Origin of the sequence: Streptomyces sp. NPDC002181 (genome assembly GCF_042890485.1) — a bacterium.
Lineage (GTDB): Bacteria > Actinomycetota > Actinomycetes > Streptomycetales > Streptomycetaceae > Streptomyces.
Genome location: NZ_JBIASC010000006.1, coordinates 1 through 25,270 on the forward strand (window position 1 = coordinate 1; position 25,270 = coordinate 25,270).

Annotated in this window: 15 protein-coding genes, 1 tRNA gene and 1 rRNA gene; 12 read left to right on the plus strand and 5 right to left on the minus strand. The window is 71.9% G+C overall.

Going from position 1 to position 25,270, the window contains the following annotated elements; all coding sequences use genetic code 11:
- From rrf to ACFYXV_RS17405, 3 genes are all read left to right on the plus strand, one after another.
- Positions 1–93 (plus strand): 5S ribosomal RNA (gene rrf / locus ACFYXV_RS17395); the annotation flags it as partial.
- A gap of 5 nt (positions 94–98) precedes the next feature.
- A tRNA-Thr gene (locus ACFYXV_RS17400) sits at positions 99–174 on the plus strand.
- Between the two features lie 128 nt (positions 175–302).
- Positions 303–905: an HdeD family acid-resistance protein gene (locus ACFYXV_RS17405; RefSeq protein WP_385476473.1), complete on the plus strand. Its 603-nt coding sequence runs from the start codon at positions 303–305 to the stop codon at positions 903–905.
- Here the strand turns inward: ACFYXV_RS17405 and ACFYXV_RS17410 are convergent.
- Complete coding sequence (locus tag ACFYXV_RS17410; protein WP_385476471.1) at positions 902–3,487, minus strand: SpoIIE family protein phosphatase; 2,586 nt, start codon at positions 3,485–3,487, stop codon at positions 902–904. The two genes, ACFYXV_RS17405 and ACFYXV_RS17410, sit on opposite strands and share 4 nt — an antisense overlap.
- A gap of 167 nt (positions 3,488–3,654) precedes the next feature.
- On the opposite strand from ACFYXV_RS17410, the gene ACFYXV_RS17415 reads away from it, so the two are divergent.
- The 9 genes from ACFYXV_RS17415 to ACFYXV_RS17455 all read left to right on the plus strand — a co-directional run bounded on the left by ACFYXV_RS17415 (position 3,655) and on the right by ACFYXV_RS17455 (position 18,085).
- Entirely contained in the window at positions 3,655–9,186 is a 5,532-nt protein-coding gene (locus ACFYXV_RS17415) for a HAMP domain-containing protein (RefSeq protein WP_389383330.1), read from the plus strand.
- Positions 9,187–9,463: 277 nt separating this feature from the next.
- Positions 9,464–10,144, plus strand: coding sequence for a response regulator (locus tag ACFYXV_RS17420; protein WP_327278866.1), 681 nt, complete (start codon positions 9,464–9,466; stop codon positions 10,142–10,144).
- Positions 10,145–10,289: 145 nt separating this feature from the next.
- Positions 10,290–13,133 (plus strand): DNA translocase FtsK, encoded by a 2,844-nt coding sequence (locus tag ACFYXV_RS17425; RefSeq protein WP_389383331.1) that lies wholly within the window; start codon positions 10,290–10,292, stop codon positions 13,131–13,133.
- Between the two features lie 218 nt (positions 13,134–13,351).
- Positions 13,352–14,248: a helix-turn-helix domain-containing protein gene (locus tag ACFYXV_RS17430; RefSeq protein WP_385476461.1), complete on the plus strand. Its 897-nt coding sequence runs from the start codon at positions 13,352–13,354 to the stop codon at positions 14,246–14,248.
- 115 nt (positions 14,249–14,363) lie between these two features.
- Entirely contained in the window at positions 14,364–15,860 is a 1,497-nt protein-coding gene (rimO, locus tag ACFYXV_RS17435; protein WP_383502164.1) for a 30S ribosomal protein S12 methylthiotransferase RimO, read from the plus strand.
- A complete protein-coding gene (gene pgsA, locus ACFYXV_RS17440; protein WP_383351391.1) occupies positions 15,857–16,513 on the plus strand; it encodes a CDP-diacylglycerol--glycerol-3-phosphate 3-phosphatidyltransferase in 657 nt (218 codons plus the stop codon). Before rimO ends, pgsA begins: the two co-directional genes overlap by 4 nt.
- 98 nt (positions 16,514–16,611) lie before the next feature.
- On the plus strand, positions 16,612–17,100 hold the full coding sequence (locus tag ACFYXV_RS17445; RefSeq protein WP_389383332.1) for a CinA family protein: 489 nt from the start codon (positions 16,612–16,614) through the stop codon (positions 17,098–17,100).
- 109 nt (positions 17,101–17,209) lie between these two features.
- A complete protein-coding gene (locus ACFYXV_RS17450) occupies positions 17,210–17,584 on the plus strand; it encodes a helix-turn-helix domain-containing protein (RefSeq protein WP_030859700.1) in 375 nt (124 codons plus the stop codon).
- Positions 17,585–17,749: 165 nt separating this feature from the next.
- The gene (locus ACFYXV_RS17455) at positions 17,750–18,085 is read left to right on the plus strand and encodes a hypothetical protein (protein ID WP_385469896.1); all 336 of its coding nucleotides are present in this window, start codon (positions 17,750–17,752) and stop codon (positions 18,083–18,085) included.
- Here ACFYXV_RS17455 and ACFYXV_RS17460 read toward each other — a convergent pair.
- The 4 genes from ACFYXV_RS17460 to ACFYXV_RS17475 form a co-directional block, all read right to left on the minus strand.
- Positions 18,033–18,803 (minus strand): SDR family NAD(P)-dependent oxidoreductase, encoded by a 771-nt coding sequence (locus tag ACFYXV_RS17460; RefSeq protein WP_389383333.1) that lies wholly within the window; start codon positions 18,801–18,803, stop codon positions 18,033–18,035. The genes ACFYXV_RS17455 and ACFYXV_RS17460 overlap by 53 nt on opposite strands.
- A 36-nt stretch (positions 18,804–18,839) precedes the next feature.
- Positions 18,840–19,688, minus strand: a complete 849-nt coding sequence (locus ACFYXV_RS17465; RefSeq protein WP_389383335.1) for an Fpg/Nei family DNA glycosylase — start codon at positions 19,686–19,688, stop codon at positions 18,840–18,842.
- 97 nt (positions 19,689–19,785) lie between these two features.
- Positions 19,786–20,469, minus strand: coding sequence for a hypothetical protein (locus tag ACFYXV_RS17470; protein WP_389383336.1), 684 nt, complete (start codon positions 20,467–20,469; stop codon positions 19,786–19,788).
- 197 nt (positions 20,470–20,666) lie between these two features.
- Positions 20,667–25,259, minus strand: coding sequence for an ATP-dependent helicase (locus tag ACFYXV_RS17475; protein WP_389383337.1), 4,593 nt, complete (start codon positions 25,257–25,259; stop codon positions 20,667–20,669).
- Positions 25,260–25,270: the final 11 nt, after the last annotated feature.

Sequence of the window (25,270 nt, forward strand, 5' to 3'; positions counted from 1 at the left end):
CGCCCGGTTTACATTCCGAACCCGGAAGCTAAGCCTTTCAGCGCCGATGGTACTGCAGGGGGGACCCTGTGGGAGAGTAGGACGCCGCCGAACAACCCGCCCTTTTAGCTCAGTCGGTAGAGCGTCTCCATGGTAAGGAGAAGGTCAACGGTTCGATTCCGTTAAAGGGCTCCAAAGAAAAGGCCCCCGCCTCTTGGCGGGGGCCTTTTTGCGTTTCCGGGGGCCCTCTCGGCCACCGGACGGGCGGGCTGTGCCACGACTCTCTAACATGGGCGGCAAGGGGTGAACCCCTGGGAGGCGTGATGACCGTTCCCTTCGACGCGGCGCCGAAGCACACGCAGAGCGACCCCGAGGACGTCCTCAAGCAGGTAGGAGGCTCCTGGCACTGGGCACTCGGCTTCGCCCTCGCGACCCTGATTCCCGGCATTCTGATTCTGGTGTGGCCCGACGAGACGCTGCACATCCTGGCCGTCATCATCGGCCTGCAGCTTCTCGTGGCGGGTGTCTTCCGCTTCGTCACCGCCTTCTCGCACGGCAACGACGGCAGCAGCAGACTGGCGGGCGTCCTGGTCGCCGTGCTCGCGCTCCTGGCCGGCGTCCTCGTCCTGCGGCATCCGATGCAGACGATCGGCGCGCTGTCCCTGATCCTCGGGGTGTTCTGGTTGGTGAGCGGAGTGCTCACGGCCTACACCGCGATCGCGGATCACACGCTCGTGCACCGGGGCCTGCTCTTCGGCCTGGGCGCACTCGCCACCGTCGCCGGCATCGTCGTGCTCTGCTTCCCGGTGGATTCCGCGGTCGCGCTCACCCGGCTGCTGGGACTCTGGCTGGTCCTGCTGGGCGTGTTCGAAGTGGTGATGGCGTTCGCACTGCGCTCCTCGATCCGCCACACCGGGTCCGGCTAGTCGCCCTTGCGCGGCTGGGGGACGCGGAACGCCAAGATGGCCATGTCGTCCGAGGCGGGTTCGGCCGCGAAGCGTTCCACCGCGCGCAGGACACGGGCGGCGACGGCGCCTGCGGTGAGACCCGTGCAGGTGGTCAGGACCTCCGTCAGGCCGTCGTCGCCCAGCATGCGGGTGCCCTCGCGGCGCTCCGTGACGCCGTCCGTGACGCAGAGCAGCACGTCGCCCGGGTCCAGGGTGAGGGTCTGTTCGTAGAGATCGAGGTCGTCGATCACCCCGAGCAGGGGCTGCGGGTCCGCGGCCGGGGTGACCCGGCCGTCCGGCCGCAGGCGCAGCGGGAGCGGGTGGCCGGCGCAGACGACCTTCATGAGGGCGCCGCCGTCCGGCTGCGGGTGGAGTTCCCCGTAAAGGAGGGTGAGGAAGCGGCTGCGGGCGCCCTCGTCGAGGATGGCCGCGTTCAGCCGCTCCAGGACGGCCGGGCCGCCGAGTCCCTCGCGGGCCAGCAGGCGCAGGGCGTGCCGGGCGAGGCCGGTGACGGCGGCCGCCTCGGGGCCCGTACCGCAGACGTCGCCGATGGCGAAGCCGTACGCGCCGTCGCGGATCGGGAAGACGTCGTAGAAGTCACCGCCCACCTCGTTGCCCTCGCCGGCCGCGCGGTAGATGACCTCGACCTCCATGCCGGGGATGGCGGGGGAGCCGGGCGGGAGCAGGCTGCGCTGCAGGGAGCGGCTGATCGCCGTGCGCTCGGAGTAGAGGCGGGCATTGTCGAGGGCGAGGGCGGCCCGGCGGGAGAGGTCCTCGGCGAGTTCGAGGATCTCCTGGCGGAAATGCTCCTCGGACGGCTTGCCGAGGGTCAGCATGCCGATGACGCGGTTGCGTGCCAGGAGCGGGAGGACGACGGTCTCCCCGCCGACGGCCTGGGCCGTCGCCGGCCAGGGGCGGGCGCCGGCCTCGCGGACCGGGTCGGGCGGGCTGACGCGGGAGAGCAGGGCCTTGAGGCCGTCGATGCGCTCCTCGTCCTCGTGCAGCACGTACGCGAGGTACGGGTCCGAGGACTGGTCGGCGATCGTGTAGACGGCGCACCAGGTGGCCAGGGTCGGGACGGTCATCTGGGCCATGAGGGCCAGGGTCTGGTCCCTGTCGAGGGTGCCGGCGAGCAGGTCGGAGGCCTCGACGAGGAAGGAGAGGGAGCCGCGGCGCAGTCGTTCCAGCTCGCCGAGGCGGGCGGACTCGACGGCGAGCGCGATGCGGTCGGCGGCGAACTGGAGGCGCAGGGCCTCGGCGTTCGAGTAACGGCCGGGGCTCTCGGCGGCGACGCCGAGCGATCCGGTGAGCCGGCCTTCGACCTTGAGCGGGACGGTGATCACCGAGCGCATGCCGGTGGCCTCCAGGAGCGGTACGGCTCCCGGGACGGCCGAGAGGTCGTCGTGGACGGCGGGCATGCGGGCGGAACCGTACCGGTTGGTGCCGGCTTCGACGGGGACGCGGGCGAAGCGCTGGCGGGTGGAGGGGAGGCCGGTCGTCGCGCGGACCTCCAGCTCGGTCTCGTCGTCGGTGGCCAGCAGCAGAAAGGCGGAGTCGGCGTCGAGCATGTCGCGGGCGCGTTCGACGGTGCGCTGGAGGAGTCCGTCGAGGTCGTCGGGGGCGGGGGAGCCGATGAAGACCTCGAAGGGGTCCGCGGGACGGGGCTCGGTGAGCTGGAGGCTGTCGGCCGAGGCGACCCGGACGGGGGTCTGGAGCAGGGCCCGCTCGTCGTCGTGGACCAGCAGGCAGACGATGGACGGTTCTCCGTGGGCATCGCGGACGCGCAGGTGGGAGGCGTACACGGGGATCACGCGGCCGTCGGCGCCGCGGATGCCGTAGCTGCCCTCCCAGCGGGACAGGCGCAGGGCCTCGGCGATGCCGGTGCCCGTGCCGGGGGTCTGGGGCCAGGCGGCGAGCTCGGCCAGGGGGCGCCCGATGACCTTCTCGGCGGCGTAGCCGAAGACGTGCTCGGCGTCATCGTTCCAGGCGGAGATCGCGTCCGAGGCGTCGATCTGGAGGACGGCGACGCGGACGCGGCTGTCGGCGAGGGGCAGGAGGCGGTCCGGTACGACGGGTCCGGCGGACCGGGTACCGACCGGCCGGTCCGGGAGGTCGAGCCGGAACCACACGTGTTTGTGGGTGGCGGTGTACTCGACTCCCCAGCGGGTGGCGAGGGCGGCGCAGAGCATCAGCCCGCGGCCGTTCTCGCGGTCGGGGTCGGCGTACGGGCGCTCGCCGGGATGTTGGAGAGGAAGCTCACGTTCCGGGTATCGGTCGGCGATCTCGACCCGTACCCCGTCCCCGGAGCGCAGGCACAGGACCTCGGCCTTGGTGCCGGCGTGGACCACGGCGTTGGTGACGAGCTCGCTGGTGAGGACCACGGCGTCGTCGACGATGTCCGCGAAGCCCCATCCCTGCAGGGTGTCGCGGACGAACGCCCGGGCCGCGGCGACCGAGCGCCCGAGGGGGTCGAAGCTGGCAGCCGCCCGAGCCGTGATCACGAATCTCCTTCGACGCGGTTGGACATCGGGTGCCAGGTTACTTACCTTCGCGGTCGGCATGGTGCCGTCGTCCGGGATTCCACTCGCAGGGTGCGGCCGGTGTGCGATGGTGCCGAAGTGTTATGGCCGGGTTCGGCCGGGGTGAAACACTGGGCAGGATGGGATAGCCGGGCGTCGACTCGCCGGGTGTCGGTGGAACAGCGGTCGACCCTTTCGGGAGGGACACGGTGGAGTCTGGCGCAGCGGTGCGGCGTACGGGAACGCGCCCGAAGGGCGGGAGGTCCCGCCGCAACGGCACGACGGAAGTCGATACCGCGGCCCTGAACCGGCTGCTCACGGCCCTGGTGTCGATGCGGGACGGGAACTTCCGCAAGCGGCTGACGGTGTCCGGCGACGGTGTGATGGCGGAGATCGCCGCCGTCTACAACGAGGTCGCCGACCGCAATCTCCATCTGACGGGAGAGCTCTCGCGGGTGCGGCGGATGGTGGGCCGCGAGGGGAAGCTGAGCGAACGGCTGGAAACAGGCGCCTGTGAGGGCTCCTGGGCGGCCGCGATCGACGCCTCGAACCAGTTGGTCGACGATCTGGCCCGGCCGGTGTCCGAGGTGGGCCGGGTGCTGTCGGCGGTCGCCGAGGGTGATCTCGACCAGCGGATGGACCTGCGGACGCAGGCCGCGGACGGGGCCGGGCATCCGCTGCGCGGTGAGTTCCTGAAGGTCGGGCGCACGGTCAACAACCTGGTCGACCAGCTGTCCGCGTTCACCGACGAGGTGACGCGGGTCGCGCTGGAGGTGGGTACCGAGGGCAAGCTGGGCGGTCAGGCCCAGGTGCGCGGGATGTCGGGCTCCTGGAAGGACCTGACCGACTCCGTCAACACGATGGCCTACCGGCTCACCGCTCAGGTGCGTGACATCGCTCTCGTCACGACGGCGGTGGCGAAGGGCGATCTGTCGCGCAAGGTCACGGTGCACGTGGCCGGCGAGATGCTCCAGCTGAAGAACACCGTGAACACGATGGTGGACCAGCTGTCCTCGTTCTCCTCCGAGGTGACGCGGGTCGCCCGTGAGGTGGGCACGGAGGGTGAGCTCGGCGGTCAGGCGAAGGTGCCCGGGGTCGCGGGTGTCTGGAAGGACCTGACCGACTCCGTCAACACGATGGCGGGCAACCTGACGGCCCAGGTGCGTGGGATCGCGCAGGTCACGACGGCTGTGGCCAATGGTGACCTGTCGCAGAAGGTACGGGTCAGCGCGCGCGGCGAGGTGGCGCAGCTGGCCGAAACGATCAACCAGATGACCGAGACGCTGCGGACCTTCGCGGACGAGGTCACGCGGGTGGCCAGCGAGGTCGGGGCGAAGGGCCTGCTGGGCGGTCAGGCGCAGGTGCCGGGTGCGGCGGGTACGTGGAAGGACCTCACCGATTCGGTGAACACGGTCTTCCGCAACCTGACCACGCAGGTGCGGGACATCGCGCAGGTGACGACGGCGGTGGCCAACGGCGACCTGTCGCAGAAGGTCACGGTCGACGTGGCCGGCGAGATGCTGGAGCTGAAGAACACCGTCAACACGATGGTGGACCAGCTCCAGTCCTTCGGTGCGGAAGTGACGCGCGTGGCCCGCGAGGTCGGCGTCGAGGGTGAGCTGGGCGGTCAGGCGCAGGTGCCGGGTGCGGCGGGTACGTGGAAGGACCTCACCGATTCGGTGAACACCGCCTTCCGCAACCTCACCGGCCAGGTGCGCAACATCGCGCAGGTGACGACGGCGGTGGCCAACGGCGACCTGTCGCAGAAGGTCACCGTGGACGTCTCCGGCGAGATGCTCCAGCTGAAGAACACCGTGAACACGATGGTGGACCAGCTGTCCAGCTTCGCCGACCAGGTCACGCGGATGGCGCGGGACGTGGGTACGGAGGGCCGCCTCGGCGGCCAGGCCCGGGTCGAGGGGGTGTCCGGGACGTGGAAGGAACTCACCGACTCCGTCAACTTCATGGCCGGCAACCTGACCTCGCAGGTGCGGCAGATCGCCCAGGTGACCACGGCGGTGGCCCGCGGCGACCTGTCGCAGAAGATCGATGTGGACGCGCGCGGCGAGATCCTGGAGCTGAAGAACACCATCAACACGATGGTGGACCAGCTCTCCGCGTTCGCGGAGCAGGTGACCCGGGTGGCCCGGGACGTGGGTACGGAGGGCCGCCTCGGCGGTCAGGCGCAGGTGCCCGGTGTGGCCGGCGTATGGCGCGACCTGACGGACTCGGTGAACGGCATGGCCGGGAACCTGACCTCGCAGGTGCGCAACATCGCCCAGGTCGCGACGGCGGTGGCCCGCGGCGACCTGTCGCAGAAGATCGACGTGGACGCGCGCGGCGAGATCCTGGAGCTGAAGAACACCCTCAACACGATGGTGGACCAGCTCTCGAACTTCGCCGAGCAGGTGACCCGGGTGGCCCGTGAGGTGGGCACCGAGGGGATCCTGGGGGGCCAGGCGGAGGTGAAGGGGGTCTCCGGCACCTGGAAGGACCTCACGCAGTCCGTCAACTTCATGGCGAACAACCTGACCTCGCAGGTGCGCAACATTGCCGAGGTGACGACGGCGGTCGCGATGGGCGACCTGTCCAAGAAGATCACCGTGGACGCGAAGGGCGAGATCCTCGAACTCGTCACCACCGTCAACACGATGGTCGACCAGCTGTCCTCGTTCGCGGAGCAGGTGACGCGGGTCGCGCGTGAGGTGGGCTCCGAAGGCATCCTGGGCGGTCAGGCCCGGGTCCGCGGGGTGACGGGCATCTGGAAGGACCTGACCGACAACGTCAACCTGATGGCCAACAACCTGACCTCGCAGGTGCGCAACATCTCGCAGGTCTCGGCGGCGGTGGCCAACGGCGATCTGACGAAGAAGGTCACGGTGGAGGCGCGCGGCGAGGTCGCGCAGCTCGCCGACACGGTCAACACGATGGTGAAGACGCTGTCCTCGTTCGCGGACGAGGTCACGCGCGTGGCCCGCGAGGTGGGCACGGAGGGCCGCCTGGGCGGTCAGGCGCACGTGCCGGGTGTGTCGGGCACGTGGAAGGACCTGACCGATTCGGTGAATTTCATGGCCTCCAACCTCACCGGACAGGTGCGGCAGATCGCCATGGTCACGACCGCCATCGCCAAGGGCGACATGACCAAGAAGATCGACATCGACGCGCGCGGGGAGATCCTGGCGCTCAAGACGACGATCAACACGATGGTCGACCAGTTGTCCTCCTTCGCCGACCAGGTCACGCGGGTGGCCCGCGAGGTGGGTACCGAGGGGATCCTGGGCGGTCAGGCGCGGGTCCGGGACGTGGACGGCACCTGGCGCGACCTGACGGAGTCCGTGAACGAGATGGCCGGGAACCTGACCCGGCAGGTGCGCGCGATCGCGGCCGTGGCCACCGCGGTGACCCGCGGCGACCTCAATCTGAAGATCGACGTGGACGCGGCGGGCGAGATCCAGGTCCTCCAGGACAACATCAACACGATGATCGCGAACCTGCGCGACACCACCTTGGCCAACAAGGAGCAGGACTGGCTCAAGGGCAACCTCGCCCGGATCTCCGCCCTGATGCAGGGCCGCCGCGAGCTGGACGACGTGGCCTCGCTGATCATGAGCGAGCTGACGCCGGTGGTCTCCGCCCAGCACGGGGCGTTCTTCCTGGCGCTGCCTTCGGGCGGCACCGCGGAGTTCGGGACCGAGGGCGGTCCCGACGGTTCGTACGAGCTGCGGATGCGCGGGAGTTACGCGTACGCGGGCGGCGCGCTGCCCACCTCCTTCCGGCCGGGGGAGGGGCTGATCGGGACCGTCGCCGAGGAGAAGCGGACGATCCTGGTGGAGAACACACCGCCGGGCTACCTGAAGATCTCCTCGGGGCTCGGGGAGGCGCCGCCGGCCCATGTGATCGTGCTGCCGGTGCTGTTCGAGGGGAAGGTGCTCGGCGTCATCGAGCTGGCGTCGTTCCAGCCCTTCACGCAGATCCAGAAGGACTTCCTGAGCCAGATCGCCGAGATGATCGGCACGAGCGTCAACACGATCAGCGTCAACTCCAGGACGGAGACGCTGCTCAAGCAGTCGCAGGAGATGACCGAGCAGCTTCGAGAGCGCTCCGACGAGCTGGAGAACCGCCAGAAGGCCCTCCAGGCCGCCAACGCAGAGCTGGAGGAGAAGGCGGAGCTGCTGGCCCAGCAGAACCGGGACATCGAGGTGAAGAACACCGAGATCGAGGAGGCCCGGCAGGTCCTGGAGGAGCGTGCCGAGCAGCTCGCGGTCTCGATGCGCTACAAGTCCGAGTTCCTGGCGAACATGTCGCACGAGCTGCGGACGCCGCTCAACTCGCTGCTGATCCTGGCCAAGCTGCTCGCCGACAACGCGGACGAGAACCTGTCGCCGAAGCAGGTGGAGTTCGCGGAGACCATCCACGGGGCGGGCTCGGACCTGCTCCAGCTGATCAACGACATCCTGGACCTGTCGAAGGTCGAGGCCGGGAAGATGGACGTCTCGCCGACGCGGATCGCGCTCGTGCAGCTCGTGGACTACGTGGAGGCCACCTTCCGGCCGCTGACCGCGGAGAAGGGCCTGGACTTCTCGGTACGGGTCTCCCCGGAGCTGCCCGCGACCCTGCACACGGACGAGCAGCGGCTGCTCCAGGTACTGCGCAACCTGCTGTCGAACGCGGTGAAGTTCACCGACACCGGTGCCGTCGAGCTGGTGATCCGGCCCGCCGGCTCCGATGTGCCGGCGGCGATCCGGGAGCAGTTGCTGGAGGCCGGTTCGCTGCGGGAGGCGGACGCGGACCTGATCGCCTTCTCGGTGACGGACACCGGGATCGGTATCGCGGCGAGCAAGATGCTGGTGATCTTCGAGGCGTTCAAGCAGGCCGACGGGACGACCAGCAGGAAGTACGGGGGCACCGGGCTCGGGCTGTCCATCAGCCGGGAGATCGCCCGCTTGCTGGGCGGTGAGATCCACGCGGCGAGCGAGCCGGGCCGCGGCTCCACGTTCACGCTGTACCTGCCGCTGCACCCGAGCGAGCTGCCGCCGCAGGGGTACGCGCCGCCCACGCCCGGCGGCGGGCGCGGCGAGGTGTACCGCAGGCAGGCCGACGGGGCGCGGCCCGCGCTGCCGGCGGCCCCGGCGCCGGTCTCCGCGGCGCAGCCGCAGCACGCGCAGCCCGTACGGCCCGCGCTTCCGGCCGCCGAGCCGGCCGGTCAGGGGCAGGGCGGGGCCGCGCTGTTCCGGCGGCGGCGCAAGGCGCTGAGCGACCTGGAGCCGCGTACGGCGGTGCCGGGGCAGCCGAACGCGCTGGGGCCCGAGGACGATTGGGTCAACCCGGAGGAGGAACTTCCGGTGCTGCCGAGGTCGTACGACTTCCACGGCGAGAAGGTGCTCATCGTGGACGACGACGTGCGCAACGTGTTCGCGCTGACGAGCGTGCTGGAGCAGCACGGACTGGCGGTGCTGTACGCGGAGAACGGACGGGAGGGCATCGAAGTCCTGGAGCAGCACGACGATGTGACGGTCGTACTGATGGACATCATGATGCCCGAGATGGACGGGTACGCGACGACCTCCGCGATCCGGCGGATGCCGCAGTTCGCGGGGCTGCCGATCATCGCGCTGACGGCGAAGGCGATGAAGGGGGACCGGGAGAAGGCGATCGACTCCGGCGCTTCCGACTATGTCACCAAGCCGGTCGACCCCGACTATCTGCTGTCGGTCATGGAACAGTGGATGCGGGGCAAGTGATCGACGGGCGAGCACTCTGATACCAATTGCTGACTGACTGTGGCGAAAACGGTGTGAAAGGGCGGGAGGCGGGGAACCTTCTGCTCTCCCACACCGTTTCTGCTTCGTGCACAGTGACATCTTGGTGACAGGGTGTGGCGATCTCGGGACTGGGGCTACGATGACCGGCACAAGGACGGACGGCGCAAGGATGCCGTCCTCTTCTGGGGCGGGGCCCGGCGTACAGGCCGGTGCCAGGAGCCGGGGAGGCCCCATGCCGGGGCGAGGAGGACAGGGCATGGTGCAGAAGGCCAAGATCCTCCTGGTCGACGACCGGCCGGAGAATCTGCTGGCGCTGGAGGCCATCCTCTCCGCGCTCGATCAGACACTGGTCCGGGCGTCGTCGGGGGAGGAAGCGCTCAAGGCGCTGCTGACGGACGATTTCGCGGTCATCCTGCTGGATGTGCAGATGCCCGGGATGGACGGTTTCGAGACCGCCGCGCACATCAAGCGGCGTGAACGGACCCGGGACATTCCGATCATCTTCCTCACCGCGATCAATCACGGTCCGCACCACACGTTCCGCGGCTACGCCGCGGGCGCGGTGGACTACATCTCCAAGCCCTTCGACCCGTGGGTGCTGCGGGCCAAGGTCTCGGTGTTCGTGGAGCTCTACACGAAGAACTGCCAGCTGCGGGAGCAGGCGGCGCTGCTGCGGCTCCAGCTGGAGGGCGGCGGCTCCAACGGCGACGGCAGCAAGGAGACGGCCGGCCTGCTGGCCGAGCTCTCCGCACGGCTCGCCGCGGTCGAGGAGCAGGCGGAGGCGCTGACCAAGCAGCTCGGCGAGGAATCGGCCGACGCGGCGGTCGTTGCGACCGCGGCCCATCTGGAGCGCAAGCTCACCGGACTGCGGCGGGCGCTCGACGCGCTGGAGCCCGGGACCGGCGGGGGTGCGCCGGTACTGCCCGCGCAGGGCTGAGCCCGTCGAGGGGCCCGGCGGCCTGGCCGCCCGCGGCGCCGCGGTGTCTGGCGGTGCGTCAAAGCACTGACGCGGCGCGCGACACGAACGGGTGAAGGGGTGGGCACGCGTGTCCACCGGCGCGCGCACCGGTAACCTCGGGCCCATGGCCTCACGTACGTCCGGCAAGGGTTCCCAGAGCGCAGCGGGCACCGCGAAGGGCCGCACCGGCCGGACGACGGCGCCGGCGAAGAAAGCGGCCGCCGCGCGCGGTTCCGCCGCGAAGAAGACCGCGGCGCCCCGGCGAGTCCCCGCCAAGAAGGCGCCGCCGAAGCCCGCGCCGTCCCCCACCGGGGGAGTGGTGCGGCTGGTGCGCGCCCTGTGGCTGGGCTGCGCGCACGCGGTGGGCGCGGTGTTCCGCGGGGTGGGCCAGGGGGCCAAGAACCTCGACCCCGCCCATCGCAAGGACGGCGTCGCGCTGCTCCTCCTCGCTCTCGCGCTGATCGTCGCGGCCGGTACCTGGTCGAACCTGAGCGGTCCGGTCGGGGATCTGGTCACCATGCTGGTCACCGGCGCCTTCGGACGACTGGATCTGCTCGTGCCGATCCTGCTGGGCGTCATGGCGGTACGTTTCATCCGCCACCCCGAGCAGCCCGACGCCAACGGCCGGATCGGCGTCGGCCTCTCCGCGCTCGCCATCGGCGTCCTCGGCCTCGTGCACATCGCCTGCGGGGCGCCGGGCCGCGACGAGGGCACCACCGCCATGCAGAACGCGGGCGGGCTGATCGGCTGGGCCGCCTCGAAGCCGCTGATCTTCACCATGGGCGCGCCGCTCGCCGTGCCGATGCTGGTGCTGCTGACGGTCTTCGGGCTGCTCGTGGTCACGGCGACCCCGGTGAACGCGATCCCGCAGCGGCTGCGGCGGCTCGGCATCCGGCTGGGGATCATCGCCCCGAACGAATACGACGAGGGGTACGGGGAGGGCGGCGCGGCCGAGCGGCACGACCCCGAGCAGTGGCGGGCCCGGTCGGGCGGCGCCGGCGGCGGCGCGGGTGCCCCGGCGGATCCCGCCGGTTCCGCCGATCCCGCCGACGCCGCCGAGGAGCAGGCGCTCGCGCGGCGGCGGCGCCCGCGCCGGACCCCGGCCCGGCCGGCCGCAGAGCGGGAGATGGACGCCGTCGACGTGGCCGCGGCCGCGGCCGCCGCGCTGGACGGGGTGGTCTACGGCGGAATGCCGCCTTCCCCGCTGGTGGCCGACCTGACGCAGGGCATCTCGGCGGAGCGCGAGGGGCGCGAGGGCCGCGAGGGCGCGGAGCTCACCGCTCCGGTGCCGCCGGCGCGGGCGGAGCGGCCCAGGGCCGCGGGTGCGGACGCGGACCGGGGCGCGGGCGCCGAGCCGGCGGCCCGGCCGTCCGAAGGACCGCACGACACCACCGCCGCGGCCTCCGGGACCCTGTCCGTCCCGGACCTCACCAAGGCCCCGCCGCCGGCCCAGCCGCTGCCGCCCCGCGCCGAGCAGCTCCAGCTGCGCGGGGACATCACGTACGCCCTTCCCTCGCTCGACCTGCTGGAGAAGGGCGGGCCCGGCAAGACCCGCAGCGCCGCCAACGACGCGGTCGTCGCCTCGCTGCGCAACGTGTTCACCGAGTTCAAGGTCGACGCGGACGTCACCGGCTTCACCCGCGGCCCGACGGTCACCCGGTACGAGGTCACCCTGGGCGCGGCGGTCAAGGTCGAGCGGATCACGGCGCTGACCAAGAACATCGCGTACGCCGTGGCCTCGCCGGACGTCCGGATCATCAGCCCGATCCCCGGCAAGTCGGCCGTCGGCATCGAGATCCCGAACACCGACCGCGAGATGGTCAACCTGGGCGACGTCCTGCGGCTGGCCGACGCGGCCGAGGACGACCACCCGATGCTGGTGGCGCTCGGCAAGGACGTCGAGGGCGGCTACGTCATGGCCAACCTCGCGAAGATGCCGCACGTGCTGGTCGCCGGCGCCACCGGCTCCGGCAAGTCCTCCTGCATCAACTGCCTCATCACCTCGGTGATGGTGCGGGCCACCCCGGAGGACGTCCGGATGGTGCTCGTGGACCCCAAGCGCGTCGAGCTGACCGCGTACGAGGGCATCCCGCACCTGATCACACCGATCATCACCAACCCCAAGCGGGCCGCCGAGGCGCTCCAGTGGGTCGTGCGCGAGATGGACCTGCGCTACGACGACCTGGCCGCCTTCGGCTACCGGCACATCGACGACTTCAACCAGGCGATCCGGGACGGCAAGGTCAAACTGCCGCCGGGCAGCGAGCGGGAGCTCAGCCCGTACCCGTACCTGCTGGTGATCGTCGACGAGCTCGCCGACCTGATGATGGTGGCCCCGCGCGACGTCGAGGACTCGATCGTCCGCATCACCCAGCTGGCCCGCGCGGCCGGCATCCACCTGGTGCTCGCCACCCAGCGCCCCTCGGTGGACGTGGTCACCGGTCTGATCAAGGCGAACGTGCCCTCGCGGCTCGCCTTCGCCACCTCCTCGCTCGCCGACAGCCGGGTCATCCTCGACCAGCCGGGCGCCGAGAAGCTGATCGGCAAGGGCGACGGGCTGTTCCTGCCGATGGGCGCGAACAAGCCGGTCCGCCTCCAGGGCGCCTTCGTCACCGAGGACGAGATCGCCGGGATCGTGCAGCACTGCAAGGACCAGATGGCGCCCGTCTTCCGGGACGACGTCACCGTCGGGCAGAAGCAGAAGAAGGAGGTCGACGAGGAGATCGGCGACGACCTGGACCTGCTGTGCCAGGCGGCCGAGCTCGTGGTCTCCACCCAGTTCGGGTCGACCTCGATGCTCCAGCGCAAGCTGCGGGTGGGTTTCGCGAAGGCGGGCCGGCTCATGGACCTGATGGAGTCGCGGGGAATCGTCGGCCCCAGCGAGGGGTCGAAGGCGCGCGACGTCCTGGTGAAGGCGGACGAGCTGGACGGGGTCCTCGCCGTCATCCGGGGAGAGACCCAACCGTGATTCACGGGCGGGCAACCGTTTCCCCCGGGCCCGCGTCAAGTTGAGGGAGATGGCGGCGCCGTGCCCCGGCACGGGGGCGCCACAGCACCCGGACTTCCCACACTGTTCGGTTTGCCATTCGGATGGCGTAGGAACTCCACCCTCCGGTTGCTCCACCCTTTCGTCACCCCCCTAGACTGGACATCCAGCAGGTGGCTACACGCTCGAAAGGCGCCCTCGTGTCCATCGGCAACTCCAACTCCCCCGAAGATGAGCGTCCTTCGACCGACGACCGGTCCGAGGACCGCATCATCGAACGCAAGGCCGAAGGACCGTCCATCGGGACGGCCCTGAAGAAGGCCCGGATCGCCGCCGGGCTCACTGTCGACGAGGTCAGTTCCACCACCCGCGTGCGCATCCCGATCGTGCACGCGATCGAAGCTGACGATTTCACGCGGTGCGGCGGCGACGTCTACGCCCGCGGTCACATCCGTACGCTCGCCCGCGCCGTCCACATCGACCCGGAACCCCTGGTCGACGCCTACGACGCGGCCCACGGCGGCCGGCCGGCCCCCACGCCCGCCGCGCCGATGTTCGACGCCGAGCGCATCCGTCCCGAGCGGCAGCGGCCCAACTGGACCGCGGCCATGGTCGCCGCCATCGTCGCCGTGATCGGCTTCGTGGGCTTCACCGCCTTCAGCGGCGGCGACGCCAAGGAGAAGCGGCCGGTGGCGGACGCCTCCGCCGCCCCGCAGGCGGCGCCCAAGCAGTCGGCCGGGAAGCCGGCCGCCCAGCCGCAGCAGCCCGCGAAGCCCGCCAAGCCCGAACCCTCGGACAGCGCGATCGCCGCCGCGCCCAAGGACGTCGTCACGGTCGTCCTGACCGCCAACGACGGCGAGAGCTGGATCTCCGCGAAGGACCACAGCGGCCGGCTGCTGTTCGACGGCACGCTGACCCCCGGCCAGTCCAAGACGTTCACGGACAAGGAGTCCATCGACCTCGTCCTCGGTGACGCCGGGGTCGTGAAGCTCTTCGTGAACGGCAAGGAGATCAAGGACGACTTCCAGCCGGGTCAGGTGGAACGCCTCACATACACGAAGGACGACCCCCGCCAGGGACCCGCCCAGGCAGGCTGATATGGCGCTGAATCCGTGATTCCGGGTCCCCGGGGTGCTGCGCCGCACCCCGGGGATCTTGGTTTACCGGGACTTGGGGCGGGGGTCGGCGTTTGGACAAAGTAGTCTTGAGTCCATGCCCGAACGCCGTACCGTCGCCCTTGTCACTCTTGGCTGCGCCCGTAACGAGGTGGACTCGGAGGAGCTCGCAGGCCGCTTGGCGGCGGATGGCTGGGAGCTCGTCGAGGACGCCGCCGATGCGGACGTAGCCGTCGTCAACACCTGTGGCTTCGTCGAAGCCGCCAAAAAGGACTCCGTAGACGCCCTGCTGGAAGCCAACGATCTCAAGGATCACGGCAAGACCCAGGCCGTCGTCGCCGTCGGCTGCATGGCCGAGCGCTACGGCAAGGAGCTCGCCGAGGCGCTCCCCGAAGCCGACGGAGTGCTCGGCTTCGACGACTACGCCGACATCTCCGACCGCCTCCAGACCATTCTGAACGGCGGCATCCACGCCTCCCACACCCCGCGCGACCGGCGCAAGCTGCTGCCGATCAGCCCCGCTGACCGCCAGGAGAGCGCGGTCGCGCTGCCCGGCCACGCGCAGGAGCCGGTGGCCGAGGCCCCCGCCGACCTGCCGGACGGGGTCGCGCCCGCCTCCGGGCCGCGCGCGCCGCTGCGCCGCCGCCTGGACAAGAGCCCGGTCGCCTCGGTCAAGCTCGCCTCCGGCTGCGACCGGCGCTGCTCCTTCTGCGCCATCCCGTCCTTCCGCGGCTCCTTCATCTCGCGCCGCCCCAGCGACGTGCTGGGCGAGACGCGCTGGCTCGCCGAGCAGGGCGTCAAGGAGATCATGCTGGTCTCCGAGAACAACACCTCGTACGGCAAGGACCTCGGCGACATCCGTCTGCTGGAGACCCTGCTGCCCGAGCTGGCCGAGGTGGAGGGCATCGAGCGCGTCCGCGTCAGCTACCTCCAGCCGGCCGAGATGCGGCCCGGCCTGATCGACGTACTGACCTCGACCCCCAAGGTCGTGCCGTACTTCGACCTGTCCTTCCAGCACTCGGCCCCCGACGTGCTGCGCTCCATGCGCCGCTTCGGTGACACCGACCGCTTCCTGGAGCTGCTGGACACCATCCGCTCCAAGGCCCCGCTGGCCGGCGTCCGGTCCAACTTCATCGTCGGCTTCCCGGGTGAGACCGAAGCCGACTTCAAGGAGCTGGAGCGCTTCCTCACCCACGCGCGGCTCGACGCGATCGGCGTGTTCGGCTACTCGGACGAGGACGGCACCGAGGCCGTCACGTACGAGAACAAGCTGGACGAGGACACGATCGCCGAGCGGCTCGCGCACATGCAGCGGCTCGCCGAGGAGCTCACCTCGCAGCGCGCGGAGGAGCGGATCGGGGAGACCCTGGAGGTGCTCGTCGAATCCGTCGAGGCGGTCGGCGGGGCCGATGAGGACGAGGTCGGTGCCTACGGGCGGGCCGCGCACCAGGCGCCCGAGACCGACGGCCAGGTCGTCTTCACGGACAGCACGGGCCTGGTGCCCGGCCGCATCGTGACGGCCAAGGTGGTCGGCACGCTCGGCGTCGACCTGGTGGCCGAGCCCCTGCACCTCGACGAGGAGGCGGCCGGATGACCGGAGCCCCGGCATCTGCGGCGGGCGGGACCGGCCGCCGGCCCGTGCCCGGCGCGAAGCTGGGAGCCGCGGCGGTCAATCAGGCCAGCCTGTGGAACATCGCGAACATCCTGACCATGGTCCGGCTCGTCCTGGTGCCGGGCTTCGTCCTGCTGCTGCTCGCCGACGGGGGCTATGACCCCGTCTGGCGGGCGTGGGCGTGGGCGGCCTTCGCCGTCGCCATGATCACGGACATCTTCGACGGGCACCTGGCCCGTACGTACAACCTGGTCACGGACTTCGGGAAGATCGCCGACCCCATCGCCGACAAGGCGATCATGGGGTCGGCGTTGATCTGTCTGTCCTGGCTGGGCGACCTGCCCTGGTGGGTGACCGGGGTGATCCTCGGCCGGGAACTCGGGATCACGCTCATGCGTTTCTGGGTCATCCGGTACGGAGTGATTCCCGCCAGCCGGGGCGGCAAGCTCAAGACCCTGGTGCAGGGAACGGCGGTGGGGATGTACGTGCTCGCGCTGACCGGGCCGCTGGCCTCCTTGCGCTTCTGGGTGATGGCGGCCGCCGTCGTGCTGACCGTGGTCACCGGTTTGGATTACATCCGTCAGGCCGTGGTGCTGCGTCGCCAGGGCCTGGAAGCGGAGCGGGCCGCGAGGTGACATACGCGGTGGGGGAATCTCCGGAGGTCGGCGGGGCGTCTTCGGGCGCCGCGGAGCCGGCGCCGGAGACGGGGACCACCGCCGCGCTGGCCGCAGAAGTGCTGCGCCTGCTTGCGGAGAGTGACCAGACCCTCGCCGTCGCGGAGTCGCTGACCGGTGGGATGGTCGCCGCGGAGCTCACGGGCATCGCCGGGGCCTCCCGGTCGTTCCGCGGTTCGGTCACGGCGTACGCCACCGAGCTCAAGCACCGGGTCCTGGGGGTGGACGCCGGGCTGCTGGCCGCGGAAGGTGCGGTGAACGCGCAGGTCGCGGCCGAGATGGCGGCGGGCGTACGGCGCGTGCTGGGGGCATCGTGGGGGATCGCGACCACCGGGGTGGCCGGACCGGGCCCGCAGGACGGGCAGCCGGTGGGCACCGTTTTCATCGCCGTGGCGGGTCCGGCGGGCAGGAAAACCGTCCCGCTGAGGTTGAACGGCTCCCGTGCGGAAATTCGTAGGGAGAGTGCACGGACAGTGCTCGAACTGCTCTCGAGCGAACTCCGCGAGAATGTGCGGGGGCAGGATACGGAACAGAACGGGGGGATTTGATGTTTGCAGCCCTGAGTGAACACGACATAGCTCCCCGCACGGCCGCGGCGCGAGGCGGTACGGTGGGGCGTGAAGGATGCGGCTACACGGTCAGAGGAGGGAGCCACCGATGATTCTGCTCCGTCGCCTGCTGGGTGACGTGCTGCGTCGGCAGCGCCAGCGCCAGGGCCGTACTCTGCGCGAAGTCTCCTCGTCCGCCCGAGTTTCTCTCGGCTATCTTTCCGAGGTGGAGCGGGGGCAGAAGGAGGCATCCTCCGAGCTGCTCTCCGCGATCTGCGACGCGTTGGACGTACGGATGTCCGAGCTGATGCGCGAGGTCAGCGACGAGCTGTCGCTGGCTGAGCTGGCGCAGTCGGCAAGCGAACCGGTCACGGTGCCGGTCCGCCCGATGCTCAATTCGGTCTCCGTGGCTTCGGTCACGGGTGGCCCGGAGCGGGTGACCATCAAGGCGCCTGCGGAAGCGGTGAATGTCGTAGCCGCGTGAGCCCCATGCGCGAGCTGTGAAGAAATGAGCGTGGCCGGAGCCCCGGCCGGTGCATCACGCACCGGCCGGGGCTCCGGGCCGTTCTGGGTGCGCTGCCGGGGGGTGTACGGGAGGATGGGGGCTCCGGCGGAGTCCGGATCGCGGCCTTGATCCCGGGAGGCAGCCGTGCGGCGTCACCTACGCATACCCCCGGTACCGGGCATACCCCCGGCGGCGGCCCTCGCGGTGGCCCTGGGCGCGCTGTGGTGGTGGGCGGTGCTGCGCCTGGCCCTGGCGCCGGGCGACTCGGGCCCGGTGGAGGGCGCGGTGGCCGTGGGCGGCTGGGGGCTGGGGCTGCTGCCGGTGCACTGCACGCCGGGGCCCCTGCGCAGGGCCCGGCGGGCGGCAGCGGAGCCGGACGACGGGGCGGGGGCCGAGCCGGCGGACGTGGTGCCGGGTGATGAGGCGCTCACCAGGGCATCGACACTCCGCCGTTCGGGCGGAGGATCTGGCCCGTCATGAAGGACGAGGCGTCCGAGGCGAGGTAGAGCACCGCCTGGGCGATGTCCTCGGGCTCGCCGACGCGGCGCAGCGGGGACATCCGGACCATCGCGGCCTCGGTCTGCTCCTGGACCTCGGGGCCGTGCCGGCCGGTCATGGGGGTGCGGATCCATCCCGGGGCGACGGCGTTGACGCGGATGCCGTGGGGGCCGGCCTCGGTGGCGAGCGTCTTGGTGAGCTGGACGACGGCGGCCTTGGCCGCGCTGTAGCAGAGCAGGCCGGGCTGGGCGGCGTCCACTGCGCCGGAGGCCATCGTGACGATCGATCCGGGTCGGCCGGCCGCGATCATGGCGCGGGCGGCTTCCTGGCAGGTGCGCAGGACCCCTTTGAAGTTGATGTCCAGGACCCGGTCGAGGTCCTCGTCGGTGGTGTCCAGGACGCTGCTGGTGTGCATGATCCCGGCGATGGCGGCGGTGATGTCGAGCGGTCCGGCGGCCGCGGCGGCGGCGCGGAGGGCGGCGCGGTCGGTGACGTCGAGGGGGTGGACGGTGGCGGATCCGCCGGCTTTCGCGACGAGGTCGGCCGTCTCGGCGAGGCCCTGTTCGTCGCGGTCCGCGCAGTGCACGGCGGCGCCCGCCTCGGCGAGGAGGACGGCGGTGGCGCGGCCTATGCCGCTCGCGGCGCCGGTGATCAGGGCGGTCCGGCCGGTGAGGTCGTACGGGGCTCTGGGTGTGGGCATGCCGGGACGGTACGACCGGATCTGACGGGGCGTCAACTAGTCGGCGGGCGTCGGCGGGTTCGGGCGGCCCGAGGCGGTCGGGTGGTCCGGCGGGGTGGGGCCGGACTGGCAGCGGGGACACCAGTACGTCGGCCGGTCGTCCTGCGGGGCCTCGCGGACGGGGGCGCCGCAGCGCAGGCAGGGGCGGCGGGCGCGGCCGTAGACGAAGAGCTCCTGCCCGCGCCGGCGCAGGCCGGTGGTGTTGCGGACCGCGCCGGCGCCGGTGTTGGCGCGCAGCAGGCGGTGCGCGGCGCCGGCCAGGCGGACGGCGGTGGTCTCGGGGTCGGGCAGGCCGCCGACCGGGGTCCAGGGGGTGACCTGGGCGAGGAAGCAGAGCTCGGACTTGTAGATGTTGCCGATGCCGGCCAGGTTGCGCTGGTCGAGGAGGGCCTCGCCGAGCGGGCGCCCGGGGGTGGCGAGGAGGTTGGCCGCCGCCTGCTGCGCGTCCCAGTCCGGGCCGAGGAGGTCGGGGCCCAGGTGGCCGACGGCCCGGTCCTCCTCGGAGGTGCGCAGCAGCTCGACGACGGGGAGGCGGTAGCCGACGGCCGTCCGCGCGGCGGTGCCGAGGACGGCGCGGATCTCGTAAGGGGGTCCGCCGTGCCACTTCTCGTCCGGGCCGAAGATCCGCCAGGAGCCGTCCATGCCCAGGTGGGTGTGGAGGGTGAGGCCGCCCTCGAAGCGGGCGAGGAGGTGTTTGCCGCGCGGGGTGACGTCCAGGGTGGTGCGGCCGGTGAGGTCGGCGGTGGCGAAGCGGGGGACGCGCAGGTCGCTGCGGGTCAGCTCGTGGCCGGCCAGGGCGGCGTGCAGCCGGGCCGCGGCGCGCCAGACGCTGTCTCCTTCGGGCATGGCGCCATTGTCGCCCCGCGGGGCGGGGCCGGGACGGCCGGAGCCCCCGCCGCGCCGTGGCGCGGGCGGGGGCCCGGTCGTGGGGCGGGCGCAGGCCCTACTTCCAGAAGAGGCCCTTGCCGTCGCTCAGGCTGTTGTACGGGTCGCCCCAGTACTCGGCGCCGACCACCTTCGTCTGGGCGGACGGGGCCAGGGCGATGGCGCAGCTGGTCTGCGTCTGGCCGTTGGTGAAGCCCTTCGGCAGCGACTCGTCCTTGCACTTCTCGAACTTGCCGATGACGGAGACGCCCTGGGCCTCGGAGCCGTCCGGGAGCAGGCCCTTCATGTGGCCGACGGAGGCGTAGGAGAGGTCCACGGTGCCGACGTTCTTGACCGAGTAGCGGACGTAGTAGGGGATCATCCCCTTGACCTTGTCGCCCAGCTTGAGCGAGTCGAGGTCGGCCGGCTGGCCCTGCTCGACGGCGGTGACGGTGAGGGCGATGGTGCCGCCCTTGGTGCTGCCGTAGTTGAACGGCACCTGCGCCGTCTCGCCGATCTTGAAGGTCTGGCCCGGCTTCGCCTGGCCCGCCGCGGGGGCCTGGCCGCCGCCGGCGGAGGGGCTGGCCGGGGTGCTGGGCTGCGCGGTGTCCTGCCCGCCCTGGCTGGGCTGGGCGGCCGGCGCGCTCGACTGGGCGGGTGCGACCTCTTCGTTGCCGTTCTTGCAGCCGGTCAGGGTCAGGGTGCCGGCAACCGCCAGACCGATGACGCCCGTTGTCGCTCGCCGCATGGTGTTGGTGCTCACTTTTCCGGTCCCCCATGAGTGTGATCTTTTGACGTGGCATCGTCAGGACTGATGCCTGCGGTGATCTTGATAGTCCAGAAGCGGGCGGGGGTGCCAGCTGAGAAGGGGTTCGTGACGTGCTCAAGACATAAGCGCAACATAAGCGGGATGGTCGAGACCGGAATGCCGGATTCCGTCACAGGATCCCCGCACCGGATTCACGAGCGCATGCGCAGCCCCCGAGGGGTGGCGTGGAATCCGGCCGCCTCCAGGACCGGACCCAGCGGGGAGGTCAACGCGGGGGCGGCGTTGATCCGTTCCACCGTGAGCGCCGGGAGCGTGCCGATCCGGGAGGCGGCCGCCAGGGCCGCGGTGGCCGCCGCGAGCCGGGGATCCTCCGCCGGGGGCCAGGCCAGCAGCGTCTTGCCGCCCCGCTCCAGGTACAGGACGAGCTCGCCGTCGACCAGCACCACCAGCGAGCCCGCCTTGCGGCCCGGCTTGTGCGTGGCCCCGGCCGGGGGCTCCGGCCAGGGCAGGGCCGCCCCGTACGCGTTCGCCGGATCGGCGGCCGCCAGGACCACCGCCGCCAGCGGGGGCGGATTCCGCTCGGCCGAGCGCAGCCGGTCCACCGCGCCGTCCATCGCGAACTGGGCCGCGCCCAGGCCCTCCACCACATAGCCGCGGCGTGCCTGACCGCTGTCCTCGAAAGCCGACAGGACCCGGTACACGGCGCTGAAGCCGCCCTCCACGCCCTCGGCGGCCACCGCGCCCCGCGTGACCACCCCGTGCCGGTCCAGCAGGGTCCGGGCCAGCGCGTGCGCCCGGTGCGTGGGGTCGGGGGACCGCGCGGGCAGCAGGGACCAGCGGCCGGAGACCGTGGGCGGGCCCGGACGCGACACCTGGGCGCTGAGCGTCCCGTACCGGCCGCGCGGGACGGTGCGCCGGGCCCGGTGGGCGGTCGCACCCGCCGTGCGGCCCGAGCCGAGCAGGGAGCGCAGGGGGGAGAGCGTGTCATTGGTGAGCCGGCCCGACCAGGCCAGGTCCCAGACGGCATCGGAGAGTTCGAGGTCGGTGGCCTCGGACCACTTGGCGCGCACCGACTCCGCGAGCTGGCGGAAGAACAGCCCGTAACCGCCGGACAGGGTGTCGAGGACCGACTGGTGAAGGGGCGTCAGCTCCAGCGGGTGCGCCGGGGGCAGCAGCAGCGGCGCCGCGTCCGCCAGGTAGAGCGAGACCCAGCCGTCCTTGCCCGGGAGGGCCCCGGCGCCCGCCCAGACCACCTCCCCGCTGGTGGTGAGCTCGTCCAGCAGGGTCGGGGAGTACCCCGAGACCCGCGAGGGGAGGACCAGCCGCTCCAGCGCCGAGGCGGGCACCGGGGCGCCCTGGAGCTGCTCGATCGCCCTGGCCAGGCCGTCGATGCCGCGCAGGGAGCCGCCCAGGTGCTGCCACTGCGGCAGGAAGGTGGCCAGGGAGGTCGGCGGGACCGGCTCCAGCTCCTGGCGCAGCGCCGCCAGCGAGCGGCGGCGCAGCCTGCGCAGCACGGTCGCGTCGCACCACTCCTGGCCGATGCCGGCCGGATGGAACTCGCCCTGCACCACCCGGCCCGCCGCCGCGAGCCGGTGCAGGGCGCCCTCGGTCACCGCCGCGCCCAGGCCGAAGCGGGCGGCGACGGCGGCCGTGGTGAACGGCCCGTGGGTGCGGGCGTACCGGGCCAGCAGATCACCGAGCGGATCCTTGACCGGTTCGGTGAACGCCTCCGGGACCCCGACCGGGAGCGCCGTGCCCAGCGCGTCGCGCAGTCGGCCCGCGTCCTCGATCGCCGCCCAGTGGTCCGCGCCGCCGATCCGGACCGCGATGGCCCGGCGGGCCCGGGACAGGGCCTGGGGCCAGGCCGGATCGGCCCCGCGCTCGGCCAGCTCGGCGGTGGTCAGCGGGCCGAGCAGGCGCAGCAGGTCCGCCACGGACTCGGCGTCCTTGGCCCGCCGGTCCTCCGTCCGCCACTGGAGCTCCCGCTCCAGCTCCTCCAGCACCTCGGCGTCGAGCAGTTCGCGCAGCTCCGCCTGGCCCAGCAGCTCCGCCAGCAGGCGGGAGTCCAGCGACAGCGCGGCCGCCCTGCGCTCGGCGAGCGGGGAGTCCCCCTCGTACAGGAACTGGGCCACGTATCCGAACAGCAGCGACCGGGCGAACGGGGACGGCTCGGGAGTGGTGACCTCGACCAGGCGGACCCGGCGCGCCTCGACGTCCCCCATCAGCTCCGTCAGGCCCGGTACGTCGAAGACGTCCTGCAGGCATTCGCGTACGGCTTCCAGCACGATCGGGAACGAACCGAACTCGGAAGCCACCTGGAGCAGTTGGGAGGCGCGCTGGCGCTGCTGCCACAGCGGGGTCCGCTTGCCGGGACTGCGGCGCGGCAGCAGCAGGGCGCGCGCCGCGCACTCGCGGAACCGGGAGGCGAACAGGGCGGAGCCGCCGACCTGGTCGGTGACGATCTGCTGGATCTCGCCCTGGTCGAAGACGACGTCCGCGGCGCCCAGCGGGGCCTGTCCGTCGTCGAACTCGAAGGAGGCGGTGTGCGCGGGGTCGTGGTCCAGCAGGTCCATCGACAGCAGGTCCGCATCGGGCAGCCGCAGCACGATCCCGTCGTCGGCGTGCATGACCTGCGCGTCCATGCCGTACTTCTCGGCGAGGCGGGCGCCGAGCGCCAGTGCCCACGGGGCGTGGACCTGGGCGCCGAAGGGGGAGTGGACCACGACCCGCCAGTCGCCGAGCTCGTCGCGGAAGCGCTCGACCACGATCGTCCGGTCGTCCGGGACGTGGCCGCAGGCCTCGCGCTGCTCCCCGAGGTACGCCAGGACGTTCTCCGCGGCCCAGGCGTCGAGCCCGGCCGCCACCAGGCGCAGCCGGGCGTCCTCCTCGGCCAGGCCGCCGAGCTCGCGCAGGAACGCGCCGACCGCACGCCCCAGTTCGAGGGGGCGGCCCAGCTGGTCGCCCTTCCAGAACGGCAGCCGGCCGGGGACCCCGGGGGCGGGGGAGACCAGGACCCGGTCCCGGGTGATGTCCTCGATCCGCCAGGAGGTGGTGCCCAGCGTGAACACGTCGCCCACGCGGGACTCGTAGACCATCTCCTCGTCGAGCTCGCCGACCCGGCCGCCGCCCTTCTTCGGGTCGGCCCCCGCGAGGAACACGCCGAACAGGCCCCGGTCGGGGATGGTGCCGCCGGAGGTGACCGCGAGGCGCTGCGCCCCCGGCCGGCCGGTGATCGTCCCCGCCACCCGGTCCCACACCACCCGGGGGCGGAGCTCCGCGAACGCGTCGGAGGGATACCGGCCCGCCAGCATGTCCAGCACCGCCGTGAACGCCGACTCCGGCAGCGCCGCGAACGGCGCCGCCCGCCGTACGAGCGCCAGCAGCTCGTCCAGCTGCCAGGTGTCCATCGCGGTCATCGCGACCAGCTGCTGCGCGAGCACGTCCAGCGGGTTCGACGGGATGCGCAGGGACTCGATCGACCCGCTGCGCATCCGCTCGGTGACCACGGCCGCCTGGACCAGGTCCCCGCGGTACTTGGGGAACACGACCCCCGTGGAGACCGCGCCCACCTGGTGCCCGGCACGGCCCACGCGCTGGAGCCCCGACGCCACCGAGGGCGGGGACTCCACCTGCACCACGAGGTCCACCGCGCCCATGTCGATGCCCAGTTCCAGGCTGGAGGTGGCGACGACGGCGGGCAGCCGGCCCGCCTTCAGATCCTCCTCCACCCGCGCCCGCTGCTCCTTGGAGACCGAGCCGTGGTGCGCCCGCGCCAGCAGCGGCGGGGCTCCCCGGGCGGCCCCCGACTGGGCCATGATCTCGGCCGGCGGCGGCGCCCCCTCGGCGAGCTGCTCGCCGGTGGCGCGCTCGTACGCGATCTCGTTCAGCCGGTTGCAGAGGCGCTCGGCGAGGCGGCGGGAGTTGGCGAACACGATCGTGGAGCGGTGGGCCTGGACCAGATCCGCGATCCGCTCCTCCACATGCGGCCAGATCGAGGGCTTGTCCCCGCCCTCCTTGCCCTCCGTGGCCGGCGAGCCGCCCAACTCGCCCATGTCCTGCACGGGTACGACCACCGACAGGTCGAACTCCTTCGCCGAGGGCGGCTGGACGATCTCGGCCCTGCCGCGCGGCGCGAGGTAGCGCGCCACCTCGTCCACCGGCCGGACCGTCGCCGACAGCCCGATCCGGCGGGCAGGACGGGGCAGCAGCTCGTCCAGCCGCTCCAGGGACAGGGCCAGGTGCGCCCCGCGCTTGGTCCCCGCGACCGCGTGCACCTCGTCCAGGATCACCGTCTCGATCCCGGCCAGCGCGTCGCGCGTCGCCGAAGTCAGCATCAGGAACAGCGACTCGGGCGTGGTGATCAGGATGTCCGGCGGCCGGGTGGCCAGCGCCCGCCGCTCCGCCGGCGGGGTGTCCCCGGAGCGGATCCCGACCCGGATCTCCGGCTCGGGCAGGCCCAGGCGGACCGACTCCTGGCGAATCCCGGTCAGCGGACTGCGCAGATTCCGCTCGACGTCGACGGCGAGGGCCTTCAGCGGGGACACGTACAGCACCCGGCAGCGCTTCTTCGGCTCGGCGGGCGGCGGGGTGGAGGCGAGCTGGTCGAGGGCGGCGAGGAAGGCGGCCAGGGTCTTGCCGGAGCCGGTCGGCGCCACGACGAGCACGTCGGAGCCCTCCCGGATGGCCCGCCAGGCCCCCTCCTGCGCGGCGGTGGGCGAGACGAAGGCCCCCGTGAACCAGGAGCGGGTCGCGGGGGAGAACGCGTCGAGCGCGGAGCCGGCCATGCCCCCATCCT

What these genes read in the sequence shown, in the direction of transcription:
- ACFYXV_RS17405 (WP_385476473.1), top strand. Translation starts at nt 303, where the DNA reads ATGACCGTTCCCTTCGACGCGGCGCCGAAGCACACGCAGAGCGACCCC.
- ACFYXV_RS17410 (WP_385476471.1), bottom strand. Translation starts at nt 3,487, where the DNA reads ATGCCGACCGCGAAGGTAAGTAACCTGGCACCCGATGTCCAACCGCGT.
- ACFYXV_RS17420 (WP_327278866.1), top strand. Translation starts at nt 9,464, where the DNA reads ATGGTGCAGAAGGCCAAGATCCTCCTGGTCGACGACCGGCCGGAGAAT.
- ACFYXV_RS17425 (WP_389383331.1), top strand. Translation starts at nt 10,290, where the DNA reads ATGGCCTCACGTACGTCCGGCAAGGGTTCCCAGAGCGCAGCGGGCACC.
- rimO (WP_383502164.1), top strand. Translation starts at nt 14,364, where the DNA reads ATGCCCGAACGCCGTACCGTCGCCCTTGTCACTCTTGGCTGCGCCCGT.
- pgsA (WP_383351391.1), top strand. Translation starts at nt 15,857, where the DNA reads ATGACCGGAGCCCCGGCATCTGCGGCGGGCGGGACCGGCCGCCGGCCC.
- ACFYXV_RS17450 (WP_030859700.1), top strand. Translation starts at nt 17,210, where the DNA reads ATGATTCTGCTCCGTCGCCTGCTGGGTGACGTGCTGCGTCGGCAGCGC.
- ACFYXV_RS17460 (WP_389383333.1), bottom strand. Translation starts at nt 18,803, where the DNA reads ATGCCCACACCCAGAGCCCCGTACGACCTCACCGGCCGGACCGCCCTG.
- ACFYXV_RS17465 (WP_389383335.1), bottom strand. Translation starts at nt 19,688, where the DNA reads ATGCCCGAAGGAGACAGCGTCTGGCGCGCCGCGGCCCGGCTGCACGCC.
- ACFYXV_RS17475 (WP_389383337.1), bottom strand. Translation starts at nt 25,259, where the DNA reads ATGGCCGGCTCCGCGCTCGACGCGTTCTCCCCCGCGACCCGCTCCTGG.